Genomic DNA, 25,088 nt, shown 5'->3' on the forward strand with positions numbered 1-25,088 from the left:
AAAACAAACTAAAACCGGCAAAAGCCGAAAAATATAGCGAAAATCTTTTAACCTATTTCAAACTTTACTCATTTGAGAAGGCAGCAACGTCATAAAACGCCACCATGCCAACTCCCTTTACCTGCAAGTGACTGGTACCACCGATTAGAGGTGTCGTCACATGTTCCACTTGGCCATGCTGATAAATCGATGGCTGATAATCTTGTCCACTGTCCAATTTGATACGCATTTGGTACTCACCCGTCAGCCCCATGGCTTGCGCATCCAATGTGTAATCCACTCGCCCTGCACTGTTCGGGCCAAGGTTCATCGACTTAACGTTGCCAAGTGAGTCAACTAACTCCAGTATCACGGTATTCGATGGCGCCTGTAACTCAACGTATCCCGCATGCTGATCAACACCCGATGCAGACAAGCGATCACTTTTTACCGTCACTGTTTTATCAATCAGCGCGGCGGTGCTAAGCACTTGTAAATTATCGAGCATTGTCGAGTTGTTTTGCGTCAGTTGAACAAGGTTTTCTGTACTTTCAACCTGAGAGAACTGCGCCAACTGTGCGACATATTCCGTGCCGTCAGTTGGGTTGAGTGGATCTTGATTTTCAATCTGAGCCACCATTAAAGTAATGAACTCATTCTTTAATGCACTCGCACTATTCGGATTATCTTGAGGGGTGATCGTTGACGCAGACTCAATATTATTGACCTGCGCCGCACCGGATATCGTCGTCATGATGTAATTCCTCTGGCGTCATTGGCAGCAGTTACATTAACTACGCCAAAGCCCCATCAGTGATTGTTGCATCGACTTTACGTTGCCGAGCACTTCTACGCTGGCTTCAAAACTACGAGTAGCCGATATCATGTCAGCCATTTCGTTAACGACATTAATGCCAGAGTAATAAACATACCCTTCGTCATTGGAGAGAGGATTGTTGGGCTCATAACGGCCTTCCATCATTGAAGAGACTTCAACAACATCGGCAATGCGAATCGGCACCACACCTTGCTGTTGAGTTTGCTGTGCATTGAAGTGGTTATAGACTGCTGAGAAAATCGGTTTCAGCGGTTTATAGACTTTTGATGGGTCACCAGATACTGAATCGGCATTCGCCAAATTACTGGAGATAGTATTAAGCCTGACGGTCTGTGCACTCATCGCTGAGCCTGCCGTCTCGTAGATACCTAAGAAAGCCATGATGTCCCTACCTAATTCACTTATTGTCCCTTGATGGCAGACTTTATCCCGTTGATCTTAGACTGCAAAAACGCAAGGCTCTGATGATAATCCATCACATTTTTTGCGAACCTAGCTTGCTCATTTTCTAGCTCAACAGTGTTGCCATCTCGTGTTCTTTGCACAGGAATCCGATATTGAGCCGTCGTACCTATGTACCAGTCTTTTGAGTGACCAATACCACTGAGTACCGCCTCGAATCTTAGATCCATCGCTTTGTAATTAGGCGTGTCCACGTTAGCAATATTGGAGCTCAATACTGCCGCTCTGTCCAAACGAAACTGCACCATTTTTGGGTGTACCCCAAGTGCATCGTCTAAGTGAATCATTGCCCTAGCCTCGTCGTTGTTTGGCCTTAATCCTTTTAAGAAGTAGGCCTTTAACTTTTTATATTTTCTCTCACAACCGAAGTTGAAATGAGATTGCTTTAACCTATAGTTAGGATTAATTAGCGTGTCAAATTTGAGAATGACCGCAAAAACCAACAATTGGTACTTGACATGAAGAAATTATCATTGACTGAATTCGGAAATCCGAGCATAAAAATGCGTAAGTTTCTGTTAAGACACTCAAGCCATTTCTCTACAGAAATTATTGATATTTTTAAGTTTAACTTTGCGGGCCGTCACGTAAAAGCGACGTTTTCAGAAGCTCGTCGACCTCCAGCAAATAGCATCAAAACCGTTCTTCATATTGAGGAATTTGGGCATGTTTTTTTCTTTATTGCGCCACAAGCTGCCGATATTCTGCTACACAAGCACCTCAACAACCCGTTACCACTCAAGAAATCAAAGCGTAGCAATAACGACATTGCGCTAACCCAAACCCACCTAAGGCTTTTTCAAAAATTCGCCATGGCGATAACCAACGCGCTGACTGCCGATGCCAATCACTACGCCATTGAGCACACCGACCATCAGCCCTCTGACATTGGTGTCACCATTACGTTTGAGTTCGACGACCAACAGCTCGATCTGACCTTCATGATCGACAACAAATACGTGAAAAAGCTGCGCGACATGATGGAAAGTAACGAAACCTTTGATCGGGAAGAGATACTCGACAACTTACGCTATCAGCCCGTTGAACTAGGGTGCGTCATGCTTCACCGGCAATGCACGCTCCATGAGCTTTCACAGCTGAAACCCGGGGACTTTATGCCCATGACCTTGTGCAAAAACCTCACGGTCAAGGTCAACGGACACCCTACTTTTTTTGGCAAACTTCAATCCATAAACTCTGAACTGGGAGTCGAAATCGATGGCTAACGACAAAGAGACACACAACATTGACAGCTCAATGAGCGACTTAAACCTTCATGGTGAATTACCAGATCTTGATGACTTAGATTTGGATGATCTTACCGACGACTTGGACTTGGGAGACGACAAAGAGCATATGAGTAACATCTCTCTGCTAAAAAGTATCCCTGTCGACATAACCGTTGAGGTTGCACGTAAGACATTGATATTAGATGAACTACTGAATTTAAAAGCAGGCAGTGTCGTGATGCTGGAAAAACATGAAGGCGACCCCGTCGATATCAAGATCAACGGCACCGCGTTTGGCACGGGGGAGATAGTATCCAAGAATGGTCAGTATGGCGTTAGATTACTGAGCATCATCAAGAAACCAAGTAAGTAGCTCCTTTGAATAACGCAAAGAGTACGATGCCAAAACGAATATTCTTCACGCTAGCTTTTGCGTTATTCGCGAGTACATCGCACGCAGAAGGGCTGACGATTCTCAGTGAAACAACCACATCTGACGGCACTGAATACAGCATTAAATTGCAGATTCTAATCCTGATGACATTACTGAGCTTCGTTCCAGCTTTCGTGATCATGTGCACCAGCTTCACGCGAATCGTCATTGTCTTGGCCATTTTAAGGCAAGCGCTCGGCCTACAACAAACGCCGCCAAATCAGGCACTTGTGGGGATTGCACTCATTTTTACTTTGCTGATCATGAGGCCAGTCTGGACCAAGATTTACGATACCGCTTACATTCCATACTCGAACGATGAAGTGTCCTTGATGGAAGCGTTAGCCACAGCAGAAAAGCCGCTGCGTCGATACATGCTGGACCAAACGCAACGTAAGGCACTCGAACAAGTCTCCAAAATAGCAGGCGAAAGCTCCATAGAGTCCGATCAGGATATTCCCTTCTTAGTATTACTGCCGGCTTATCTACTGAGCGAGCTAAAGGCTGCCTTTCAAATTGGCTTTATGTTGTTTTTGCCCTTTCTGGTCATCGATTTAGTGGTGGCTTCTGTTCTGATGTCGATGGGGATGATGATGCTGTCGCCCTTGATTGTCTCTCTGCCTTTTAAACTGCTGGTATTTGTCATCGTCGATGGCTGGGGCTTACTCATGGGGAGTTTAGCCAACAGTTTTTGGATAAGTGGATGAGTCCGGAAGAAGCCGTCACTCTGGTAAGCCAAGCAATCTGGCTGATCATTCTTATGGTGTCGGTTCTTATCGTGCCTAGCCTTGTCGTGGGTTTGGTCGTAGCAATTTTCCAAGCGGTAACTCAAGTCAATGAACAAACCCTTAGCTTCCTTCCTAGGCTATTAGTAACTCTGTTATGCATAATTCTTTCTGGCCATTGGTTATTACAAGAGATCAACGACCTATTCTTGTTTATCTTCAATACAATACCAAGCAAGGTTGGCTAGCCCTGATGCAAATAACCTTTACTGATATCACCCAATGGCTAGGGGTACTCTGGTGGCCATTTGTCCGATTTACTGGGCTTTTTCTTATCGCACCATTTTTTGGTGATAACGCGATACCGGTAAGAGTTAAGTTGCTGTTTGCTTTTATTTTTTCTTTGCTTCTCGCTCCCTTAGTGAAGGAGGTTCCTCCATTTAACCCTTTCAGCATCGACACTCTACTGTTCTCTTTTTACCAGCTCATATTTGGGTTTTTAATTGGCTTTGCGGTGATGATATTTTTCACTATTTTTTCAATTGCGGGGCAGGCGATTTCCATGCAAATGGGGTTAGCCATGGCAATAATGAATGACCCTGCCAACGGCGTCAGTATCGCCATCATTGGCAGAATCATGTTCATCACCTCAATGCTGCTTTTCCTATCTTTAGATGGACACCTAGTGATGCTGCTTGTGTTTAAAGAAAGCTTTGAATATTGGCCTCTCAATTCAGCCTTCCCTTTCAACAGCATTGAATACGTATTGAAAATGGTCTCTTGGATGTTTGCGACCGGCTTACTGGTAGCGGTGCCTGCTATTGTCGTGATGCTATTGAGCAACATCACGTTTGGTCTAATGAACAAAGCGGCACCGTCTCTTAATGTCTTTGCACTTGGTTTTCCAATGACCATGCTACTTGGCTTATTCGCATTAATGGCCTCCCTAACCGGTATCGGCGATCACTATTTTGATCTGGTATTAGAGTTGAACCAGCATCTGCACTATATGTTGAGGCTGCCTAATGTCTGATCATCAAGACTCCGGAGATAAGAGTGAACAACCCAGTCAGCATAAGCTCGCCAAAGCTAGGCGAGAAGGGCAAGTACCGCGCGCTAAAGAGTTCGTTTCTTCAATAACCCTTGTCAGCGTCGTTGCTTACTACGTGTTGAATGTAGACATGATTAAACAGACCTTCATTGAACTGTTTCTTGTGAGCTTTCAGTTTGATAGCCAAACGGTCAGCCAGCCAATGGCTATCGTTGAGTTAGTAGGCACCGCGCTTTTTTCGATGATCACGCTATTTTTCCCGCTACTGATTTATCAAATGATTGCCGCGATCGTCGGCTCAACGCTACTTGGTGGGTGGATATTCAGCCCATCTTTATTGATCCCCAAGTGGGAAAAGATAAGCCCACTCAAAGGACTGAAACGCATATTTTCCTCTCAATCGATCGTCGAACTGTTTAAGAACGTCATTAAGGTCTCTCTGTTCTTTACCCTACTGTATTGGGTAATATCGAGCTACATCTCGGTGATCACCAACCTAGTCAGTGCCCACTTTGATACCGTCGTACTTTCCGTAGCAACCATTACCATTGAGTACTTGGGTTACCTTCTTTTAATCGTCTTACTGTTTGGCTTATTTGATTTCCCTTATCAGCGGCATGAATTTACAAAACAGATGAAAATGACCAAGCAAGAGGTCAAAGATGAGCACAAAGACCAAGAAGGTAGGCCAGAGGTTAAAGCTCGAATCCGTCAGATACAAACTCAAAATGCCAAGAGAAGTGCCAATGAGCGCGTACCTAAAGCGAGCGTTGTGTTAACCAACCCAACCCGTTACGCCATTGCCCTAATTTATGATTTAAGCCAAGCAGAGGCACCGTTTGTTGTCGCGAAAGGGCAAGATGATGTGGCGCTTTACATTAGAGAACTTGCGACTAAAAATGAGGTTGAAGTCGTCGAGAGCCCTGCACTCGCTAGGGCGATTTACAACACCACTCAAATCGATCAAATGGTTCCAAACCAACTCTTTGTCGCGATAGCGCATATTCTAACTTATGTGAATCAGCTAAAAGCATGGCGCAAAGGCGAAAGAAACAAACCCACCAGCTTGCCCCAATTCAACATCCCTAAATCATGGTCCGATCCAAACGATTAGGCCGCCACTCCACTAGTGAAACGCATAAAACTGTCGTTTTTGTTCAATACCTTCTTAAAGCAGTCGCCTAAACTTGCAGCTATTGAAACGACAGGAATTAACGCGATGTTAGACATCAAAAAAATCTCAGCACTTAGAGACTTGAGCGAACTTAAAACGGCTTACTTTGCTGAGTCAACAGCACCTCTTGATGGCATGTGGCACTTCGGCTTTGTACCTATGTCGGACCATTACGGCTTTTACGAAGGCGACAAACTTGTCGGTTATTGCGTATTGAATGGTGGAGGCTACTTACTTCAATTCTATCTAGCACCAACCGCCAACACCACTATTACAGACTTGTTCACCTTAATCGTAGAAAACAACAGCTCTGTGGTTGGTGAGGTGAAAGGCGCATTCGTGAGCACGGCTGAACCACAATATCTGTCACTATGCTTGGACAATACTGAGTCCTTCAAAGTCAACGCACTGATGTTTCGCCAGCGCCCAACAGCCGTCGAAAACAGCATTGAAAACATCGAGATGACTCTCGCGACGGAAGAGCAACTCGATCAACTAGTTGAATTTGCTTCATCAGCAATTGGCGCACCAAAAGAGTGGCTGACCGGTTACTACAGCAACTTAATTGCTCGACAAGAGCTATGGGGCTACTGGGAAAATAACAATGTTCTCGCAACAGGAGAATGTCGGAAATTTGATGAACACCAAACGCAGTTTGCCGACCTAGGCATGATTGTCGCTGAGCAAGAACGCGGTAAAGGCTTAGCAACGCGTGTTCTTTACTTTCTAAAGCAGCTCGCTAACAGCCAAGGGTTAGAAGCTATGTGTTCTACGGAAAGCAGCAACATTGGAGCACAAAAGGCCATCACTCGCTCTGGATTGTCTTCAAAACATCGTATCTTGCAGTTTGATTTTGACTAAATTTCAGAACTAAGCTGAAAGTTCAGTTCTGATAATAGATACTGATAAAAACTGTCACCGATAACGATATCCACATATAGTTGGAGGTGACAGTCATCTGAAATAGAAGGTCTAATGATCAATTGGTTACAGTCTCCAAAATCCCCTCAAATCGCTAAGTTCATTGATTGCTACTGGCTGATTGAAAAGACGCCCGACGCTCAAACTCATCAATTTCCGATACTCAATCCCGATCCATCGGCACACCTGATCTTATCGCCAAGCGAGCAGGTATATCACTACACGATTGAGCAAAAAATCGATCAAGGCGTTGGCTGCCATCTGCTGTTACCACACCATAAAGCCATCGAATTGGATCACTCAAAGCCCTTTGTTCACTTAGGTATTAAATTCCATGTCGGAGCCTTGTACACGTTAGATATTCCAGACTGTCCGCACCCCAGCCTAGACAGTGTTAACCCTATCGATCTCGCGAGTTTGTTAGATAATCCTAATGCCGAAGCAATGTCGCTGATCAAGCTCGCTCAAACCGATGCTGAGGCCTGCTGTCAGCAGTTAGATGATTTGCTGCTTCCTTGGTTATCGACAGCTAAAACGGATAGGCACAGCGAACTCACACGTAAGGTGTTGGGTGTGCTTGGTTCGACACCGATTGCAGAGCTTGGCGACAAGCTGTTTTGCTCGCAAAGAACATTGGAAAGAAGCTTCAACAAGGTAACAGGGCTGACATTAAAACAATGCCAATCGATGAACAAACTCGAAGCGATGTTGGAATACTTGTATAAGCGAAATTTGGATGACATCGACTGGATGGACGTCGCCTTTCAATTTGGGTTTAGCGACCAACCGCACCTGATTCGTTACCTAAGGAAAACCATCGGTCTAACACCTAATACTTACGCTAAACAAGGCGGATTAACCATAGATGTTTATGGTGGAGTGAGATCGGACTAACCCACCCTTTCTCTATAACAAAGGCTCTGTTTATAACGTACACCTCTGCCTTTTGTGTCCCATTAGTAGCAAGTTTTATTGAGTTTAGATTTGCGACTAAATATACTGGGGACATCATCAGACGGAGGACAAAAATGAATAATAAAAACAAACATATAGTTTTAATTCATGGTCTATATATGCCTGCGTTGATCATGCAATATCTGGATAGAAACTTCAAAAAACGCGGCTTTACAACGCACAAGTTTGCCTACAACTCGCTGCGTTTCCCTTCTGCAGCCAAACGCCTCAATCGCTTCGTGAATGCTCGCTTTAATGAGTACGATGAGGTCTATTTCTTTGGTCACTCACTCGGTGGCTTGCTGATTCGCCACTACTTTAAGTTCTACCAACCCGACTTTGCAGACACCTGCATTATTACAGCAGGCACGCCGCACAATGGGGCAACCATAGCCAAAACACTGTCGAATCATGGGCTTGGGTTTATATTTGGTTCGAGCAAAATGATCTTAAGCGATGGCTTGGGTGACTACGATATTGATGTGCCGATTGGCGTGATTACAGGTACCTACGACGCCGGAGTCGGACGTATTGTTCTGGGAAGAAATCCTGGCGATGGCACAGTCACACTCGAAGACGCCAACCTAAGAGGAGCAACGGATACTTACGCCCTCAAACTCAACCACACGGCGCTTGTCTACTCCAAGGAAGTCGTGACACTGTCGGCTCAGTTCATCGAACACAGAGCTTTTAAGGACGCTTCATAGCTTATTTCCGTTAGCTTTTGCGCGTTGACTCCTGTATCGAGCTCTTGTTCTCTTATTTGTGATAGATAAAAACAAAAATACCACTCTGCGATAAGAGTGGTATTCAAAGATTCATTACTGAAGTGAGCGCTTGTTACAGACGATTTACTCGCGTTGGTAAAAACACCTCACCCAACATGCATCGCACCGAACCACCACCAATGTCTTCAATCGTTTTCACGTTAAATGGTAGCAGCTTGCCATGTGTCGATAGCTGAGCTAACTGAGCTGGAGAAAACGCATCGTAAGCCGATTGAGACATGGCGATCACCTTGTCGCCATTCACGGTTTCAAGCTGCAGGATGTTGCCACAGAAACGGTTCATCTGATCAATTGAGATAGAGATAACCTGCTTATCTTTAGCAAGCGACTTCACCACAAAGCGGCGTTCAAACTCAGGAATCACTTCATCACAGATCACGCAGAAGTTATCGCCAATCGCCATCATGACATTGGTATGGTAAATCGGCTGGCCAGACGGTAATGCCGTTTGGAACGAGACCACGCGAGAATAGCCAATGCGCTTTGCGTAATCTTCTAATACTTCGCGGTCACAACGTTGAGAAAGCGCAGCATAGATAGTCTTGTTGATATGGTCGATAACCATCACGCCCGTGCTCTCTAGATAAGAACCCTGCGCGATGTAAGACTCTAGAGACTCGCTGTGGTTAACAATGCGACCCGACGCTTCTAACGCTTCAATAAGAGCATTTGGCTTAACTTCATTTTGACGGTTTTCACACGCCATAGGGAAAGTAAATAAGCTTCCATCACTGCAGGTACTGAACCAGTTGTTAGGGAAAACAGCATCCGGAGTTTCAACGCCCAATTCTGGGTAATCAAACTCTACAACTTGCACACCTTCTTTACGCAACGAAGCGACCATAGCCTTAAATTCGGCCATCGTTTCTACCTTCACCTCAGCTTCGGTCAGATTCACTCTGTGCTGAAATTCGTTATCACGTGCTGTTTCTTCGTTAAATTTAAACTCTTTTGGCGGCACCATAACAACGCAATTGGCGTTTTGAACATTAGTAATATGAAGTGATTTTTTGTGTAGGTTTAACATTTCAACCGTCCCTATCTTTTATTTACCTCAGAATTGTAAACAACTTGTTACGACAAGATTCACTGAAAAGAATATTGATTTGAATATTTATCCCAAACAATTACTGCAGATCTTAGATTAATCGGTAATTTTTACTGCAAGATAACAGCACATCAGAAAGAACCAACTGTGTGCATATTCGTTAAGTCACTTTATGGATAAATATTCTGATTCCATTTTCTCGCCTATCACGAGTTTTGATTACAATTTAATCCATTTAACGTTAGGATTATCACCGTTGCATAACAATCAATTACGTTTGAAATAAGCTTAACTTTTCCTGTCTAATTCAATCTAAAATAAGCGTCATGAAAGACATTCTTTGGACCTTTCCTGCATCGCTTAAACAAAGTTTTAGTGTTTTAAAGCCAAGTGCCTAAATAAGCGCTAGAACAAAATCCATCGAATGACTTAATACTGATAAGAGCCCATGGGCGTTTATATAATTTCAAACTAAGACAGTTAAATTTCAAATCAAGACCATAAAAACAAAGCTGCACCAACGATGCAGTCGCTTATAGATGCACTAGTTTATAAAGGGAAATCTATGTACAAGAAATTTGAAGGCTTTACTGAAGCCTTTCCAAAGGGAGAGCCGATACAACCTCCTACTGGCATACTGGCATTCTGTCGCCATTACACTCGAGGTTTCGAAAAACCGTTGATCTTGCTCGGGTTGATGAGCATGACCATCGCGATAATCGAAGTCGCGCTGTTCGGTTACATGGGGCAATTGGTTGACTGGCTATCAACAAGCAACCCAGACACTTTCTTAGCAGACAACGAGTCGACATTGATGGGGCTCGGTATTCTGCTGTTGGTTGTGATGCCAATCTTGATCAGTGTTTACTCGCTATTGCTTCACCAAACTTTGCTGGGCAACTACCCAATGTCGATTCGTTGGTTAGCGCACCGCTACCTTTTGAAGCAAAGCCTGTCCTTTTATCAAGATGACTTCGCCGGACGTGTCGCGACTAAAGTGATGCAAACCTCGCTCGCGGTGCGCGAAACCGTGACCAAAATGGTCGATGTGTTTGTCTACGTAACGGTTTACTTCACGGCGATGCTGTTCATGCTTGCTGAATCAGATTGGCGCTTGATGGCTCCGATGCTGATTTGGCTATTCGTTTACATCGGTATTCAACTGCACTTCGTGCCAAAGCTAAAAGACGTTTCTTCCGAACAAGCGGATGCTCGTTCATTGATGACGGGTCGTATTGTTGATAGCTACACCAACATCGCCACCGTGAAACTGTTCTCACACAGTAAAAGAGAAACCGAATACGCCGAAGAAGGCATGGAAGGCTTTTTAGATACGGTTCATCGCCAAATGCGCTTGGTTACTGGCTTCAACATCTGCGTTGAGTTCGCTAACTATTTATTGGTGTTCAGCATTGCGGGTATCTCTATCTACCTATGGTTAGACAATGCGATCACCGTGGGTGCGATTGCGATTGCGGTCAGCTTGGCTCTGCGTATTAACGGCATGTCGAAATGGATCATGTGGGAAATTGGTGGCCTGTTTGAAAACCTAGGTACCGTGATTGATGGCATTAAAACCCTGTCTAAACCTATCGCTATCGAAGACAAGAAAGACGCGAAGCCTCTGGACGTTCCACAAGGCGGTATCAACTTCGACAACGTGAGCTTTAACTACGGTGAGAATAAGGGGGTGATCAACAACCTCAACCTCAACATCAAACCGGGTGAAAAAGTGGGCTTGGTTGGCCGTTCAGGTGCAGGTAAATCGACCCTAGTTAACTTACTACTGCGTTTCCACGATGTAGAAAGTGGCCGCATCCTGATTGATGACCAAGAGATCTCGAGCGTTACTCAAGATTCTCTGCGCAGCAACATTGGTATGGTGACTCAAGATACCTCACTGCTACACCGTTCGATCAAAGACAACATTCTTTACGGTCGACCAGAGGCATCAGACGAAGAGGTATACGCAGCCACTAAACAAGCGCACGCGCATGAGTTTATCGAAACGCTAACCGACCCGTTTGGCAACGTTGGTTACGATGCTCAAGTGGGTGAACGTGGCGTTAAGCTTTCTGGTGGTCAGCGTCAACGTGTCGCTATCTCACGTGTTCTTCTGAAAAATGCTCCATTACTTGTTCTCGATGAAGCAACGTCTGCACTCGATTCTGAGGTAGAGGCAGCGATTCAAGAGAGCTTGATTGAGCTAATGGAAGGCAAAACGGTTATTGCGATTGCACACCGCCTGTCGACCATTGCAGCGATGGATCGCCTGATCGTGCTTGATGCCGGCAATATCGTAGAAGAAGGCACGCACCAAGAGCTGATTAACCAGAATGGTATTTATGCGCAGCTATGGAATCACCAAACCGGTGGCTTCATTGCCGATGATCTTGAGCAAGCCACGAGCGCTTAATTTTTGTGCTATTTTAAAAGTGCGGCGTGATTCACACCAATTTGTTTATTAGCGGTAAATTACACGTGGCAGAATGTTATGTCGTAATTATATAATGACATTAACACCAAAGACGCCTCGCTTGCGCGTTCTGGAATAAGGCTAGACTTCGGGGGGAGGCTAGCCTTTTTTATGCCTGCTATTTAGCGCTCTTTGCTACCTGTCCAATAAACTTCATCGATCCTTTTGTTTTTTTCTTGGCGTTTTTTTCTTAAAATGCGCGCAATATTCTTTCTAGAGATCAACCATGAACAAAAGTGTCTTAACTAACGTTATTGCGTTAGCACTGCTTGCTGGCGGCTATACGACAGCAAACCAATACTTGCTTTACGCAGGCCTATTCGCCTTTTCTGGTGCCATCACCAACTGGCTTGCGATTCACATGTTGTTCGAGAAAGTACCCGGCCTATACGGTTCTGGCGTTATTCCAGCGCGCTTTGAAGAGTTCAAGGCAGCCATCAAGCAACTGATGATGGAGCAATTCTTTACAGAAAGTAACATCGATCGCTTCCTAAGCAGCGAGATGACAGGAAAGTCGCTCAATCTAGAGCCTGTGATTCAGAAGATCGACTTTAACCCTGCATTCGACTCACTGGTGCATGTTATCGAGAACTCACAGTTTGGCGGTATGTTGGCAATGTTTGGTGGCACAGAAGCACTAGAGCCAATGAAAGCGCCGTTTGTTGAGAAGATGCAAGAATCAGTGATTGAAATCAGCAAGAGTGACTCTGTAAAAAATGCCATCAAAGACGAGCTAGAATCACCTGCGATGATGGATGAAATCAAAGAGAACATTGAGGCGATCATCGATCAGCGCTTGAATGAACTAACACCTAAGCTGGTTAAAGAGATGGTTCAGACCATGATCAAGAAACACCTTGGCTGGCTTGTGGTTTGGGGCGGTGTCTTCGGTGGTGTGATTGGCTTAATCTCTGCGGCCATTACGCTGTAAGCCGAACACGTTTATCGGATTGCTCTTTATCTGACGCTCAACAAAAAATGGAAGCTTATTAGCTTCCATTTTTTATATCTAAATCACCTTGGTAAGGCGAAATCAGGCCACTATTTTAGAGTTGCCAACAACTCAGGGTTCACACCAAAGCCCTTTTTATGCTCTTCAATCACGACTTCACTGCGTGTCTGAATCACACCAGGTAAGGTGCCCAACTTAGTTGCCATAAACGCTTGATACGCCTTCATGTCTTTCACTCGAACCTTGATCATGGTGTCAAAGTCACCCGACAGTGAGTAGCACTCTTCCACCTCAGGCATCATTTCTACCGCTTGGGCAAATTTGTCGAAGATCGAAAAGCTAGTCTGATCGAGACGAATATGGATAAAGACTTGAACATCGAGTCCCAGCTTTTCTGAACAAAGCTCAGCATGATAGCCCGTGATGTAGCCCTCTTTCTCCAATCGCTTGAGTCTATCAGAGCAAGGTGACGTCGTAAGGTTGACCTGTTTTGCCAGTTCAACCACAGGTAAACGCCCTTTCATATGCAGAATTCTTAGTATCTCTTTATCGATACGATCGAGCTGATGCTGAGACATAACATTCCTTAAACATTCTAAATTCCGCTCAGTATATTCCATACCAAGAGCAATCGAAGAAAACCTCGCTCACACATTTAAAAACTAAATGTGCAGATGATATTCACACCAAATATAAATACATACAAATAGATAACAACCCTTATAAATCAAACTCTGGTTATTAACAAATTATTATAGAAATGACCCGATTAACAAATAAGTTGAGCCGGAAACGAAAGAAAGCATATAGGCCAAAGTGAATAATAGAATTATCAAAGAGAAAGGATGACTCTATTATGAAAACGCAAGAACTCGCATATAAACCTTACGGTATTGGTTCATGGACACACGTAACGGTATCAAAAGATGTTGCTCAGGCACTAGCAAATGAGTACTCAAACTACGGTTGGGATGTGAAGATTGATGGCGACGCCATTGATGCTGAGCTAGCACTCAAAGCCGCATAGAAACGCAAAAACCTCCTAAAACGGAGGTTTTTTGATCTAAGTTAGTGAGCGCTTACTGTAAGTTAAGCTAAACCAACTTGGGGCACAGTACTTCCTGTTTCGCAACGGCAGTTACACGTGCGGCAGAAGTGCTGAGTTTCCATATCGTAATACAGATTTCCACTAAATAGCTTTGATGTCCATTGCATCATACGGCCAGAAGTTGTCTCGGGCTCTGACTCACAACGTTTCATTATAGACTTATGTAGTGTTGTTTTTTTACATCCTTTACAATAGAGATCAGGCATACCTTTGTCCTATAGGTCTTTAGTGGTTACTGACAATTGACACATCATGTCCAATTCAGTTCAACAATTCACCGAGCTAATCACAAAAGTGAGCGCCAAGTTCAAAAAATAGCCATTTTTCTGTTTCATTTTTTGACATCAAACGCCATAAAGGTCCAACCTCTTCCATGCAATTTCTCTCGTTCACTCGGTTTCAATTTACATTGTAAAATCCTATAACGACAGTACCTCCCCCATGTTAACCACCAAATTGAGCAATAAAAAAGCAGCACTTCCTCGATGAAAGTACCGCTTAAATAAGTCATATTTGCTTCAATTTCACTTAGGTTTAAAAGCCAAATTTACCATTGTCATTTTTCCATTCTGAACGCGCAGGAATGGTTTCGATGGTATCCCAGTGCTCAACGATCTTGCCGTTATCAACACGGAACAGATCATAAAAAGCGACGTGGTTATTCATGAACTGGCCTTCACTGATCGACAACACAAAGTTACCTTGGCCCAAAACCTTGTGGTTAGCGGTATAAACCATTGGCATGCCCGCTTCCGCTAACGCCCCCAAAGCTTCACCCAAACCGCTTAGGCCATCGGCTACGCCTGGGTTGTGCTGTAAGTAAGCACTGTCTTCGTTGTCGATATATTGATTAATTTTAGACATATCGCCGCTAATCAAAATGTCTTTGACGAAACCACTGACTAGCTGTTTGTTTTGATCCGTTTTCTCGAGGTCTACGACTTTAGTCGTGCCATCTAATTGAGTGCGTCCACTTGCGTTTGGCTTGGCAATTTCTTGCAGGTTATCCCAATGTTCAACTATCTGCCCCTCTTCAAAACGGAACACGTCAAAGCCGACTTTAGGGCCGAAGAAGTTGTATTCAGTGTGTGTTACTACGAAATCACCGTCTTGAAATGAGCGCTTCACTTGTGCTTTCGCTGAACCTTCTGGAAGCATTTGTAATACTTCACCAAAGCCCGCTAAGCCATCACCTACCGCTAGGTTATGTTGAATGTACTTTTTAGGGTTAATGTAGCTCACCGCTTTTGCGTCGCCCGTTTCAATGCTCGAAATGACCGCTACCGCTTTTTCTTGAATAGACAGCTCTTGTGCTGCAACCGTGCCGGTAATCATAGAGGCTGCGAGTACGCTTGCCGTGAGTAGTGTTGATTTGAGTTTCGTCGCTTTAGATTCAGCTGCTTTGAATGTTGCTGTTGGGAATGCGTTGGTTATTGTTTTCATTATTGAGTCCTCTCGTTGGCTTGGAAACTATATTAGTCAACGAAAGAGGCTCACGGCAGAGTGGATTTAGGCAGAAAAATGGTAGATATCGAACCTTAGATGATTCGTGTCGACCTGCTAGCTATTCAGAGAGTGAAGGCTTGGAATACTTCTTTTGAAACTCACCCGGCGTCATTTGAGTATGATTTTTAAAGTACTTAACGAAATTACTGGCGTCTTCAAACCCAAAATCCAACGCCATTTTCTGAGACGTAATATTGGTTACCACCAGCTGACGCTTCATTTCTAAAACGGTAAAAGAGTCGATGATCTGCTTAGCAGTTAACCCCGTTGCGACTTTGCACACTTGGTTCAACGTCTTGTAGGTGGTGTTAATTTGATTGGCGTACCAGTTTGCATCACGCACGCGCAGGTAGTTGTTTTGAAGAAGCTCAAAGTAGCGGGCAAACTTAATGTTCTGCTGCAAGCTCAAGGCGTCTTGCTTCACTTCTGGTCGTAGGCGATGAAGAATCAGGGCTAGTGCTGAGAACAGGTACATCACAATCAAGGGATCGGGTTCTGGCTGATTCAGCTCCGTCATAATTTGCTGAATAATACTTTGCGTCCGATCTTGGTGGGACTCGTCTAGTGACAACAGTGCCGAGTGCGCCTTGTTCAAATGAGTAGGTGTGTAGTTCGGCAACTTCATATTAGCGTGAACACTGTCTAAGAACGCTTGAGTAAACAAAACCGCAGTGCCTTGTGGCTTGTTACTAAAATCAAAGGCGTGCACCTGCTCTCTTTGAATGAACAACACGCTCCCTTGGCTAAAAGAGTAGTCCTCAAAGTCGACCATGTGCGTGCCTGAGCCTTGCTCGATAAACAGAATCAGGAAGAAACTGACACGATGTGGCAATTGAGGATCGTGGTTAATATTGCTTTCTGAATAGAACCGAGACAAGGGCACCAACTCCAGCTCAGCTTGCGCCGTTTTCTCATGGTTAAAGCCAATATTCGGGATTACTTGAGGCACTATTAACTTCCTATTCATTTACTCAACGGCTCTTAGCAAGAGTAATGCATCGCAATGGGAACGGAAATGCTCTGAGCCTAGAAGTATGACTTAGCCAGCGTCACCAACAAGGTAAACATGCTCAACTTGCCAGACGCAACACAAGGTCAAAGCATTTAGATATAGGCAAAAAAATAGAGCCACCGAAGTGACTCTATTATTTTTAGCTCATGTTCTTTGCTAATTCACATCTGTTTTACAATGTAAATTAGTCTAGCTCAACGAGGTTCTTCTCGAACTCAGCGTGTTGCTTCTTAACTTCGTCTTCAGGCTCGCCCGTAATTAGACTCACGATAACGATAGAAAGAGTCGATAGGATGATTCCCGGTACGATTTCGTACACATCGAACCAACCGCCCGTGAACTGTTTCCAAAGTACAATCGTCACACCACCAACTACGATACCCGCTAGAGCGCCGTTACGGTTCATACGAGACCAATACAGGCTCAATACGATAGCTGGGCCGAATGCAGCACCAAAACCAGCCCATGCGTAAGACACAAGGCCAAGTACTGAACTGTCTGGCGTCATCGCTAGTACAAGTGCAATCAGAGAGATTAGGATAACCGCGAAACGGCCTACACGAACAATCTCTTCTGACGTAGCGTCTTTCTTCAGAACTTGCTTATACAGATCTTCTGCCATTGCAGATGAAGAAACAAGAAGTTGTGAATCCGCAGTACTCATGATTGCTGCTAGGATTGCCGCCAGTAGGATACCTGCGATTACTGGGTGGAACATCGCGTTCACAAGAAGCATGAAGATCTTCTCGCCATCGTCTAGCTTAGGTGCACCAGAGTTAGTTACGTAGATAAGACCAACAAGACCAACCAGCATTGCACCAATCATAGACAGTGCAGTCCATACCACAGCGATACGACGCGCGGTTGTTAGGTCTTTATTGCTACGCGTTGCTTTGAAACGAGCAAGGATATGTGGCTGACCGAAGTAACCTAGACCCCATGCTGCTAGCGAGATGATCGCGATAGCAGAAAGAGGCTCACCTTTCGCATCATTCCATAGCGTGAGTAGCTCTGGGTTGATGTTATGAAGGTCAGTAGATAACTGGCCAAGGCCGCCGTTCATTGCTGCGATTGGTACAATCAATAGCGCAGCAGACATTAGTAGGCCTTGAACCAAGTCAGTCCAAGATACCGCTAGGAAACCACCAAACAGGGTGTACGAAACCACACATACGGTACCGATAATTACCGCCGTTGTATAATCTAGGCCGAATACCGTTTCAAACAATTTACCACCTGCTACCAAGCCTGAGCTTGTGTAGAAAAGGAAGAATAAAAGGATAAAGAAAGCAGAAATTGTTTGGATCAGCTTAGAGTTATCGTTGAAGCGACGAGATAGGAACTCAGGCAGCGTCAGTGATTCAGTTGTAATACTGTAAGTACGTAGGCGTTTAGCACTGATTAACCAGTTTGCCCAAGTACCAACCAGTAGGCCACCAGCAAGCCAGAATGCCTCAAAGCCAGCAGCGTAAGCGTAACCAGGCAGGCCAAGTAGCAACCAACCACTCATGTCTGATGCACCAGCAGAAAGTGCAGCAGGCCATGGGCCTAACGAACGACCACCTAGGAAGTAGTCAGTTGAGTTAGATGTACGTTTGTAAGCAATAACACCGATCGCTAGCATCATAATTAGATACGCAATGAACGTCGTCGTTATTGCAAAACTGTTTTCTATCATTTGATAGTCCTCATTTTGTAGAAAGCCTTCCATGCCTAATTCAATGCAAGACACTCACCTAAAAGGCAAGCAAGTGCATTGAGTTAGGTATTCAGGCTCTAAAGCACTCAGAGTTAAATCCAAAAATGGAAAAAACCAACAATGGAGAAACCAAAAGTGCTTAGAGCCAATTTTACTGAAGGTTAGTGAGCTTCGCTTCCAAGTTCGAGCAAGGTCGCGTTACCGCCCACGGCTGTTATATTTATAGTTCGCGTACGCTCGGTAATGAAGCGCAGCGATAGGTGTGGATCATTAGCAACATTCATTGTCGCCAGATCCGTTTCAGCCACTAAACCGACGATTGCACCGTCACGCTTAGCAAGCTGTAAATTGATAGCTTGTGCCGTTTGTGAATTACCCACGTAACCTGCACTTCGCACATCGCAAGACAGCAGCTGTTGAGCAGCGTCGTACGATGAAACCTGTACTAAGTTGGTTGGTAGATTCGCTTGTTTTGCAGCATCAGCAATTAAGGTGTTGAACTGCACGTCATCACTGCACAATTGAACGCTGTTACCTGCCAATAATGCTGCAGTAATCATTGCTGTTGCGGTTTGCAGTGCCGGCAGCTTCTCTTCGCAATCATCAACAATCACCAAAGCCACACCGCGGCCAGCGGCATACAACTCGTTGGTTTCGCCCGTAGGACCCGCCATTAAGTGATGTTCAGAAAGCAGCGCTGATGCTTGCTCTAGATGATAAGTCGCCACCGCAGCCAAAGGCGCAGATTGGCTTTCGATCTCTGACTTAAATGAAAGTACCTGAGCACTCTTATGATCAAAGTCGGTAAGATTCCATTGTTCCCACGCTAACAAAGCATCAGAAAAACCTGTCACTTGATGAACCATGATACTGCTCCTTATGCCTTGTCTTGTGATTGAGAAAAATGAACATCAGTAAAGCGGTATAGGTAGTGAGGACCACCCGCTTTAGGGCCAGTACCCGACAAACCTTGACCGCCAAATGGTTGAACACCAACAACAGCGCCCACTTGGTCACGGTTGATGTAGCAGTTACCCACACGAATGTGTTTCTCGATCCAACGGTAAGTTGTTTCGTTACGGCTGTGGATACCCATAGTTAGACCAAAACCGGTTTGGTTAATTTGGTCTACTACTTGTGTCAACTCACTCGCTTTGAAGCGAACGATGTGAAGCACAGGGCCAAACTGTTCTTCTTTCAAGCAGCTGATGTCATCGATTTCAAACGCACTTGGTGGAACAAAGTCACCATGTTCACAATCCGTACCTAGAGAAAGTTGAGCCACCTTCTTCTGGGTATTGGTCATGTTTTCTAAGTGGGCCAACAACTTCTGTTTCGCGTTTTGGTCGATAACAGGGCCGACATCGGTTTTATGAAGATGTGGAATGCCAACACTCAGCTCGTCCATTGCACCGTGAATCAATGCAATCACACGGTCTGCGATGTCTTCTTGGATGTAAAGCACACGCAGTGCAGAACAACGTTGACCTGCTGAAGCGAATGCCGAACGAATAACATCACGAACTACCTGTTCAGGCAGTGCCGTACTGTCGACGATCATCGCATTCTGACCACCGGTTTCCGCGATAAACGGAACAGGCTTAGCGTTACGACTCGCCAATGACACGTTGATACGTTGTGCTGTTGGTGTTGAACCCGTAAAGGCAACGCCAGCAATTGCATCATGGCTGGTGAGTGCACTGCCGATCTCAGCGCCACGACCCGGTAGTAACTGAATCGTGCCAGCAGGGAAACCCGCTTCATTCATCAGTTCAACGGCGCGAGCTGCAATCAAGCTTGTTTGCTCGGCAGGCTTAGCCACAACCGTATTACCCGCAACCAAAGCTGCTGTAATTTGGCCAAGGAAGATCGCTAGAGGGAAGTTCCAAGGGCTAATACAAACGAACACACCACGACCTTGTCGAGAAGCGATTCGCGTTTGGCCATCAAAACCTTTTAGTTCGAAACCTTGTAGGTTATCTGCTTGTTTTGCGTAGTAACGACAGAAGTCGACCGCTTCACGCACTTCATCAACACTATCGTGAATCGTCTTACCCGCTTCTTGATGACAAATCGCCACCAGCTCAGCTAGGTTGTCTTCCATCAGGTCAGCTAACTTATCAAGTGCCGCCGCTTTGGTTTCAACCGAAGTTGCGTTCCAATCAGCGAATGCAGCATCTGCGCCAGTGATCGCTGCGGAAACATGATCAAGGTTAGCAAAAGCCACCTGACCCACATTAATACGACGATCATAAGGTGCAGTCACCTGTTCAACGTTCTGATCAGCCTTGATCATGCTTTCGGCAAGAGATTCACCGTTGATCACAGGGCCAGCAGTCCATTGATTGTTTAAGAAGCCTTTTACTTGCTCTTCAAACTGATGCGCTTCGCTTTCGATATCAATGTTCACACCGTATGAGTTCTTACGCTCAGGGAATACCGCTGGAGGCAGAGGAATCTTAGTGTTGTTCAATGTATCGAATGCCAGAAGCATATCGACAGGGTGTTGAGTCAGCTCTGCCACTGGGCAACGTGCATCAACTAGACGGTGTACAAACGAGCTGTTTGCGCCGTTTTCTAGCAAGCGACGTACTAGGTATGGCAGTAAGTCTTTATGGCTACCAACCGGTGCGTAAATACGTACTGACTGTTGGTAAGCTTCCATCGCATGGTTGTAAAGAGAATCACCCATGCCGTGTAAGCGTTGGAATTCAAAGTCTTTATGCTCGGTCATTACTGCAATAGCAGAAACCGTGTGAGCATTGTGGCTCGCAAACTGCGGGAAGATATTGCCACGAACACTTGGGCTCAATAGGTAACGTGCACACGCAAGGTAAGCTACGTCTGTCGCTTCTTTACGTGTGTAAACTGGGTAATCAGTAAAGCCCGCTTGTTGCGACCATTTGATTTCGCTGTCCCAGTACGCGCCTTTCACCAAGCGAAGCGGGATCAAATCACCCTGCTCTTTCGCTAGGCGGTTTAGCCAAACCAGAACAGGAAGTGCACGCTTTGAGTAAGCTTGAATTACCAGACCAAATTTACCCCACCCTTTTACAAGGTCAGTGCGGTACAGTTTTTCGAATAATTTAAGAGAAAGCTCTAGGCGATCCGCTTCTTCAGCATCAATCGTAATTGCAACATCAAGCTCTACTGCGCGGCGCAATAGCTGCTCTAACGTATCGCAAAGTTCCGTCAATACGCGGTCTTCGTTCGCCACTTCATAACGTGGGTGAAGCGCAGAAAGCTTGATAGATACCGATGGTGCTGGGCTCGATTTTGAAGAGACATACGTATCTCGACCTACGGCTTCGATCGCCATTAGGTAATCTTTGAAGTATTTGTTTGCGTCAGCAGTGGTCAGTGCCGCTTCACCTAGCATGTCGTATGAGTAGGTAAAACCTTTATCACGCATAGACTTACCGTTCTTTTGCGCTTCAGCAATGCTGCGGCCAAGAACGAATTGGTGACCCATGACCTTCATTGCTTGGTGCATCGCTTTACGAATTACCGGCTCAGAAAGCTTGTTCACTAAGCGGTTAACCGCTTGACCTGCACTCTGCTCTTTAGATGAAAGCCCAACTACCTTACCCGTTAGCATTAATCCCCAAGTGGATGCGTTAACAAACACTGAGTCAGAATTCTTTAGGTGAGATTTCCAATCCGCAACGCTGAGTTTGTCGCGAATCAATGCATCAGCCGTTGCTGAATCAGGAATACGCATCAAGGCTTCCGCCAGACACATCAGCAAGATGCCCTCTTGAGTATCTAAGCTGTATTCAAGCAACAGTGCATCGATCATCTGGATAGAAGCCTTATCCGCACGGATAGCTTCGATCAATGAGGTCGTTTTCTCTGAAATTTGCTGCTTTTCTGACTCAGAAGGGGTAGCTAGTGGCAGAAGTTGCTCTAGCCATTGGGTTTCATCCACCATATATAATGGTGAGATAAGCGACCATAGATCAGTAAGCGACTGCTCATTGAATTCTGGCTTTAACACATCAGTAGCTGTAAACATGCGTTTTCCTTAATCTCACACCCGGAATTAGCCCGGGATCTCTACAATGGCTGCAGTGTATTTAGAGTATATAAGGATTACTTGTCAAAAACTCCGAGTTTTTTGCTAAAAACTCGCTTTATTAACAAAACAAACACAACGTCACATATGAAACTTTAAAATAATATGCCGTTTTGTTTCACTATTTAACAGAAATTTTCTTTTTGTATTGGGATGGAGACATGCCTTGAAGGCGTGAAAAGGTGTGAGTAAAAGAGGATTGACCGGAGAAACCCGCCAGCTCAGCGACCTGGCCAAGGCTAAGATTACCTTGTTCAATTAAACGGCGAGAACGGTCGATACGCTTACCAAGAACATATTGGTGAGGGGTAATGCCCATTTGCTCTTTGAACAGCATATGGAACTGGCTTTCGCCCAAGAATACGCTGCCCGCAAGCTGAGCGACAGAGATCTTATTCGCGAGGTGTTGTTCGATGTAGCGATCCAGTGCTTCAAGATCAAAACGCGAGTCTTTAATTGAGGTTTCAAATGCCGAGATGTGCCTTTGCATCAGAGCGATCACCGTGTCATTACAGGCACGGCTTAACAATAGATCATCCGGGCTCGCCTGCATTTCTTGCACCAACATATGGATAAGCTTTTGAATTTGCGCGTCTAATTGAAAGTAGACGTTCGATGATTCTAACTGGTTAATCTTCTCTAACATTAGAGGGTCATCATCGGTTGGCACAGGCATGTTGAGCACTAGGATATCCGACTGACCGACCACCCCACCGAAAGCATGATCAGAGCTCGCTGTTACCACACAACCTTGACCCGGCCCAATAAGATTACCCTTACCGCAAACTTCAAATTCTGCCTGACCTTTTAAACCAATCACGACCTGCGAATAATGGTGATCGTGACAATCCATATGCGAAGGCAAAGTAATGATCTCCGCAGGGCGAGGGCCAGTAAGGCCTAGCGGGGACAAGTCTAGGTTTGGAAAGGGTAAAGGTTTTGGCATGACAGCAAAATACTCAGATCGACATAGTAAGAATAATACTCTGAAATCCGCATAAGATGAATTTGTAAATGATCATGAGAGTCATTTCCTCGCCTTAAACAGAAGATCATTACCGCGATCGTCTTGATCATGCCTCCGGAAAGATGATCAAGAGTGTACAAACTACGGGCATTGTAAAACCAATCGTTCCGGCGAGTTTAGGGGCTTCACCAGCAATCACACAAGCACGAAAAACCATGTGGTCAATAAATGCTTCTTCACGCCAACATAATGAATAAATTTTCTTATATAGCTCAAATAATTGGCTCTAAACCTGTAAAAAGTGTATCCGAAGTACCGAAACTTGGCTTTTGAGTAGATTGGATAGCAATAAAACGGTATAAAGACGGGTACTGTGTTAATTGCTAATAACTAGTGACTCACAACTAGGAAGTAGACACTTTATTAACGAGCCAATTTTCAATCTACAAGTTGCAGGGACCTATGACTAACTTTCGAATTTCAGCGCTTTTACTTGCGCTATCCCCACTTTGGGTATCTGCATCGGTATCCGCTGAAGAACTGAATCAAGTCGATCCCGTTTCAGCTATCGATGCAAAGCTAACAGAGAAAAACTCAGATATTGAGCGTATTTCAGCAACCAAAGTATCGGCGACTGAAAACCTAAAACAACTTCAAAACAAGAACAGCAAGTTGTTACGCGAAGGTGAAGAACTTAAGGCAAAACGTAACAGAGCCAAGTCTGTACTCGACAAGCAGTACAGTCGCTTGCTTGAAGATCCAGAAACGGATTTAGTCTCTTTCCAGAAAAGTTACCAAGACGCTTGGTCTGCGGTTAAAGAGAACCAATCGTCTCAACTAGATAACGAACAAACGATCAACGAGAGCGAAATTCATCTTTCTCAAATCAAGCAAAAGCAAGCTCGCCTGAATAATGAGCTGGCAAACTTGAGAGAATCAAAAGTTGAAGCTCGCGTAAAACGTATCGCAACAGAACTGCGTGAAAGTGCGGTACTTGAAACCAGCTACACCACCACATGTTCATCAACAATGACACTGGGTGAGTGTACTGCTCAGGGTAAATACCTGACCAATCAAAAAGCCGTACAAACGTTCAAGAGCCAATTACTTGAGCAGCTCACAGAAAGCACACTAGCGAAGCAAAACTTACAAGGTGTTCAGCTGAATATCCATGTTCAAGACAGCCAAGCGATCAAGAGCGGCTTCTCTGGTAACAACTCTTACTTCATGCAGATGCAAGCTCAACTTCAAGCAAAACCTGAAGCAGTGGCAGCATGTAACCTATTGAATGTTTCGACTCGCTACTGTTTAACAGGCAGTGACGCAGCAGTCGTTAAGAAGAGTGACAAACAGTGGGCTAACGTGACGGTACGTTCTGATCAGTACAACGACTCAGTAACCATCAACGGCATTAAGTATGGCAGCACCCCTCTTGAGGTTGCGCTACCAAGTGGTCGTCACCAAGTAACCATTTCAAAACAAGGTTACGAGTCTTACAACCGCACAGTTACCATCAACGGTAGCGACACGATTTGGGTTAAGCTTCTTCCTAGCAAAGAAAGCTAAACACCCTTTCTATATAGAGCTGAGCCAATTCAAAACGCTTAGCTCTATATCAGATAGCCGTGCCTATTTCACAAAGCTGAATGAACACTCGCCATTTTGTTGATAGTTATAAACTGTATGATCGT

24 protein-coding genes are annotated in these 25,088 nt (G+C 44.9%); 13 read left to right on the forward strand and 11 right to left on the reverse strand.

Annotated elements, in window-relative coordinates:
* Positions 1-64: 64 nt before the first annotated feature.
* Genes AB6E85_RS01705 through AB6E85_RS01715 form a run of 3 tightly spaced genes read right to left on the reverse strand, consistent with a single transcriptional unit; the run spans position 65 to position 1,566 of the window.
* Positions 65-733 carry a flagellar hook capping FlgD N-terminal domain-containing protein gene (locus tag AB6E85_RS01705; protein WP_050643541.1) on the reverse strand — a complete coding sequence of 223 codons (669 nt, stop codon included), beginning with the start codon at positions 731-733 and terminating at the stop codon, positions 65-67.
* Between the two features lie 36 nt (positions 734-769).
* Positions 770-1,198 (reverse strand): flagellar basal body rod protein FlgC, encoded by a 429-nt coding sequence (flgC, locus tag AB6E85_RS01710; RefSeq protein ID WP_048610123.1) that lies wholly within the window; start codon positions 1,196-1,198, stop codon positions 770-772.
* A gap of 20 nt (positions 1,199-1,218) precedes the next feature.
* Complete coding sequence (locus AB6E85_RS01715) at positions 1,219-1,566, reverse strand: flagellar basal body protein (protein ID WP_048610376.1); 348 nt, start codon at positions 1,564-1,566, stop codon at positions 1,219-1,221.
* A gap of 171 nt (positions 1,567-1,737) precedes the next feature.
* On the opposite strand from AB6E85_RS01715, the gene AB6E85_RS01720 reads away from it, so the two are divergent.
* The 9 genes from AB6E85_RS01720 to AB6E85_RS01760 all read left to right on the forward strand — a co-directional run bounded on the left by AB6E85_RS01720 (position 1,738) and on the right by AB6E85_RS01760 (position 8,473).
* On the forward strand, positions 1,738-2,505 hold the full coding sequence (locus AB6E85_RS01720) for a FliM/FliN family flagellar motor switch protein (protein WP_048610125.1): 768 nt from the start codon (positions 1,738-1,740) through the stop codon (positions 2,503-2,505).
* Entirely contained in the window at positions 2,498-2,881 is a 384-nt protein-coding gene (locus AB6E85_RS01725) for a FliM/FliN family flagellar motor switch protein (RefSeq protein ID WP_372141183.1), read from the forward strand. The genes AB6E85_RS01720 and AB6E85_RS01725 overlap by 8 nt, the downstream gene beginning before the upstream one ends.
* Before the next feature lie 26 nt (positions 2,882-2,907).
* A complete protein-coding gene (fliP, locus tag AB6E85_RS01730; RefSeq protein WP_372141185.1) occupies positions 2,908-3,648 on the forward strand; it encodes a flagellar type III secretion system pore protein FliP in 741 nt (246 codons plus the stop codon).
* Positions 3,645-3,914 (forward strand): flagellar biosynthesis protein FliQ, encoded by a 270-nt coding sequence (gene fliQ, locus AB6E85_RS01735; protein WP_048610132.1) that lies wholly within the window; start codon positions 3,645-3,647, stop codon positions 3,912-3,914. The genes fliP and fliQ overlap by 4 nt, the downstream gene beginning before the upstream one ends.
* 5 nt (positions 3,915-3,919) lie before the next feature.
* The gene (gene fliR / locus AB6E85_RS01740; protein ID WP_170930180.1) at positions 3,920-4,699 is read left to right on the forward strand and encodes a flagellar biosynthetic protein FliR; all 780 of its coding nucleotides are present in this window, start codon (positions 3,920-3,922) and stop codon (positions 4,697-4,699) included.
* Entirely contained in the window at positions 4,692-5,831 is a 1,140-nt protein-coding gene (flhB, locus tag AB6E85_RS01745) for a flagellar biosynthesis protein FlhB (RefSeq protein ID WP_086969003.1), read from the forward strand. Before fliR ends, flhB begins: the two co-directional genes overlap by 8 nt.
* A 105-nt stretch (positions 5,832-5,936) precedes the next feature.
* Complete coding sequence (locus AB6E85_RS01750; protein ID WP_248336298.1) at positions 5,937-6,752, forward strand: GNAT family N-acetyltransferase; 816 nt, start codon at positions 5,937-5,939, stop codon at positions 6,750-6,752.
* Positions 6,753-6,866: 114 nt separating this feature from the next.
* Positions 6,867-7,706, forward strand: a complete 840-nt coding sequence (locus tag AB6E85_RS01755) for an AraC family transcriptional regulator (RefSeq protein ID WP_086969007.1) — start codon at positions 6,867-6,869, stop codon at positions 7,704-7,706.
* A gap of 134 nt (positions 7,707-7,840) precedes the next feature.
* Entirely contained in the window at positions 7,841-8,473 is a 633-nt protein-coding gene (locus tag AB6E85_RS01760) for a triacylglycerol lipase (protein ID WP_048610139.1), read from the forward strand.
* 133 nt (positions 8,474-8,606) lie between these two features.
* Here the strand turns inward: AB6E85_RS01760 and AB6E85_RS01765 are convergent, their stop codons facing one another.
* Entirely contained in the window at positions 8,607-9,581 is a 975-nt protein-coding gene (locus AB6E85_RS01765) for an arginine deiminase-related protein (protein ID WP_017061193.1), read from the reverse strand.
* Between the two features lie 586 nt (positions 9,582-10,167).
* On the opposite strand from AB6E85_RS01765, the gene AB6E85_RS01770 reads away from it, so the two are divergent.
* Both AB6E85_RS01770 and AB6E85_RS01775 read left to right on the forward strand, forming a co-directional pair.
* Positions 10,168-12,018, forward strand: a complete 1,851-nt coding sequence (locus tag AB6E85_RS01770; RefSeq protein ID WP_048610210.1) for an ABC transporter ATP-binding protein — start codon at positions 10,168-10,170, stop codon at positions 12,016-12,018.
* Positions 12,019-12,304: 286 nt separating this feature from the next.
* Positions 12,305-13,009: a DUF445 domain-containing protein gene (locus AB6E85_RS01775; protein ID WP_086969012.1), complete on the forward strand. Its 705-nt coding sequence runs from the start codon at positions 12,305-12,307 to the stop codon at positions 13,007-13,009.
* Positions 13,010-13,119: 110 nt separating this feature from the next.
* Here the strand turns inward: AB6E85_RS01775 and AB6E85_RS01780 are convergent, their stop codons facing one another.
* Positions 13,120-13,608: an Lrp/AsnC family transcriptional regulator gene (locus tag AB6E85_RS01780; RefSeq protein ID WP_004732526.1), complete on the reverse strand. Its 489-nt coding sequence runs from the start codon at positions 13,606-13,608 to the stop codon at positions 13,120-13,122.
* 278 nt (positions 13,609-13,886) lie between these two features.
* On the opposite strand from AB6E85_RS01780, the gene AB6E85_RS01785 reads away from it, so the two are divergent.
* Positions 13,887-14,057, forward strand: coding sequence for a hypothetical protein (locus AB6E85_RS01785; RefSeq protein WP_019823299.1), 171 nt, complete (start codon positions 13,887-13,889; stop codon positions 14,055-14,057).
* 615 nt (positions 14,058-14,672) lie between these two features.
* Here the strand turns inward: AB6E85_RS01785 and AB6E85_RS01790 are convergent.
* From AB6E85_RS01790 to AB6E85_RS01815, 6 genes are all read right to left on the reverse strand, one after another.
* Positions 14,673-15,581 (reverse strand): hypothetical protein, encoded by a 909-nt coding sequence (locus tag AB6E85_RS01790; RefSeq protein ID WP_372141188.1) that lies wholly within the window; start codon positions 15,579-15,581, stop codon positions 14,673-14,675.
* A 121-nt stretch (positions 15,582-15,702) separates the two neighbouring features.
* Positions 15,703-16,593 (reverse strand): helix-turn-helix domain-containing protein, encoded by an 891-nt coding sequence (locus AB6E85_RS01795; RefSeq protein WP_372141189.1) that lies wholly within the window; start codon positions 16,591-16,593, stop codon positions 15,703-15,705.
* A gap of 247 nt (positions 16,594-16,840) precedes the next feature.
* Positions 16,841-18,367, reverse strand: a complete 1,527-nt coding sequence (gene putP, locus AB6E85_RS01800) for a sodium/proline symporter PutP (RefSeq protein WP_170930181.1) — start codon at positions 18,365-18,367, stop codon at positions 16,841-16,843.
* Positions 18,368-18,516: 149 nt separating this feature from the next.
* Positions 18,517-19,221, reverse strand: a complete 705-nt coding sequence (locus AB6E85_RS01805) for a 1-pyrroline-5-carboxylate dehydrogenase (protein ID WP_048614230.1) — start codon at positions 19,219-19,221, stop codon at positions 18,517-18,519.
* A gap of 11 nt (positions 19,222-19,232) precedes the next feature.
* Positions 19,233-22,370 carry a bifunctional proline dehydrogenase/L-glutamate gamma-semialdehyde dehydrogenase PutA gene (gene putA / locus AB6E85_RS01810; protein ID WP_372141190.1) on the reverse strand — a complete coding sequence of 1,046 codons (3,138 nt, stop codon included), beginning with the start codon at positions 22,368-22,370 and terminating at the stop codon, positions 19,233-19,235.
* 181 nt (positions 22,371-22,551) lie between these two features.
* Positions 22,552-23,376, reverse strand: a complete 825-nt coding sequence (locus tag AB6E85_RS01815) for an AraC family transcriptional regulator (RefSeq protein ID WP_019823315.1) — start codon at positions 23,374-23,376, stop codon at positions 22,552-22,554.
* Positions 23,377-23,859: 483 nt separating this feature from the next.
* Between AB6E85_RS01815 and AB6E85_RS01820 the strand changes: the two genes are divergently transcribed.
* Positions 23,860-24,963: a PEGA domain-containing protein gene (locus tag AB6E85_RS01820; RefSeq protein WP_372141192.1), complete on the forward strand. Its 1,104-nt coding sequence runs from the start codon at positions 23,860-23,862 to the stop codon at positions 24,961-24,963.
* Positions 24,964-25,088 lie beyond the last annotated feature (125 nt).

The organism is Vibrio sp. 10N.247.311.51 (assembly GCF_041467855.1).
GTDB classification, from domain to species: domain Bacteria; phylum Pseudomonadota; class Gammaproteobacteria; order Enterobacterales; family Vibrionaceae; genus Vibrio; species Vibrio coralliirubri.

Excerpts from the sequence above, each read along its gene's own strand:
- AB6E85_RS01705 (WP_050643541.1), bottom strand. The coding sequence starts at position 733 with ATGACGACGATATCCGGTGCGGCGCAGGTCAATAATATTGAGTCTGCG.
- flgC (WP_048610123.1), bottom strand. The coding sequence starts at position 1,198 with ATGGCTTTCTTAGGTATCTACGAGACGGCAGGCTCAGCGATGAGTGCA.
- AB6E85_RS01715 (WP_048610376.1), bottom strand. The coding sequence starts at position 1,566 with ATGATTCACTTAGACGATGCACTTGGGGTACACCCAAAAATGGTGCAG.
- AB6E85_RS01720 (WP_048610125.1), top strand. The coding sequence starts at position 1,738 with ATGAAGAAATTATCATTGACTGAATTCGGAAATCCGAGCATAAAAATG.
- AB6E85_RS01725 (WP_372141183.1), top strand. The coding sequence starts at position 2,498 with ATGGCTAACGACAAAGAGACACACAACATTGACAGCTCAATGAGCGAC.
- fliP (WP_372141185.1), top strand. The coding sequence starts at position 2,908 with ATGCCAAAACGAATATTCTTCACGCTAGCTTTTGCGTTATTCGCGAGT.
- fliQ (WP_048610132.1), top strand. The coding sequence starts at position 3,645 with ATGAGTCCGGAAGAAGCCGTCACTCTGGTAAGCCAAGCAATCTGGCTG.
- fliR (WP_170930180.1), top strand. The coding sequence starts at position 3,920 with ATGCAAATAACCTTTACTGATATCACCCAATGGCTAGGGGTACTCTGG.
- flhB (WP_086969003.1), top strand. The coding sequence starts at position 4,692 with ATGTCTGATCATCAAGACTCCGGAGATAAGAGTGAACAACCCAGTCAG.
- AB6E85_RS01750 (WP_248336298.1), top strand. The coding sequence starts at position 5,937 with ATGTTAGACATCAAAAAAATCTCAGCACTTAGAGACTTGAGCGAACTT.
- AB6E85_RS01755 (WP_086969007.1), top strand. The coding sequence starts at position 6,867 with ATGATCAATTGGTTACAGTCTCCAAAATCCCCTCAAATCGCTAAGTTC.
- AB6E85_RS01760 (WP_048610139.1), top strand. The coding sequence starts at position 7,841 with ATGAATAATAAAAACAAACATATAGTTTTAATTCATGGTCTATATATG.
- AB6E85_RS01765 (WP_017061193.1), bottom strand. The coding sequence starts at position 9,581 with ATGTTAAACCTACACAAAAAATCACTTCATATTACTAATGTTCAAAAC.
- AB6E85_RS01770 (WP_048610210.1), top strand. The coding sequence starts at position 10,168 with ATGTACAAGAAATTTGAAGGCTTTACTGAAGCCTTTCCAAAGGGAGAG.
- AB6E85_RS01775 (WP_086969012.1), top strand. The coding sequence starts at position 12,305 with ATGAACAAAAGTGTCTTAACTAACGTTATTGCGTTAGCACTGCTTGCT.
- AB6E85_RS01780 (WP_004732526.1), bottom strand. The coding sequence starts at position 13,608 with ATGTCTCAGCATCAGCTCGATCGTATCGATAAAGAGATACTAAGAATT.
- AB6E85_RS01785 (WP_019823299.1), top strand. The coding sequence starts at position 13,887 with ATGAAAACGCAAGAACTCGCATATAAACCTTACGGTATTGGTTCATGG.
- AB6E85_RS01790 (WP_372141188.1), bottom strand. The coding sequence starts at position 15,581 with ATGAAAACAATAACCAACGCATTCCCAACAGCAACATTCAAAGCAGCT.
- putP (WP_170930181.1), bottom strand. The coding sequence starts at position 18,367 with ATGGAAGGCTTTCTACAAAATGAGGACTATCAAATGATAGAAAACAGT.
- AB6E85_RS01805 (WP_048614230.1), bottom strand. The coding sequence starts at position 19,221 with ATGGTTCATCAAGTGACAGGTTTTTCTGATGCTTTGTTAGCGTGGGAA.
- putA (WP_372141190.1), bottom strand. The coding sequence starts at position 22,370 with ATGTTTACAGCTACTGATGTGTTAAAGCCAGAATTCAATGAGCAGTCG.
- AB6E85_RS01815 (WP_019823315.1), bottom strand. The coding sequence starts at position 23,376 with ATGCCAAAACCTTTACCCTTTCCAAACCTAGACTTGTCCCCGCTAGGC.
- AB6E85_RS01820 (WP_372141192.1), top strand. The coding sequence starts at position 23,860 with ATGACTAACTTTCGAATTTCAGCGCTTTTACTTGCGCTATCCCCACTT.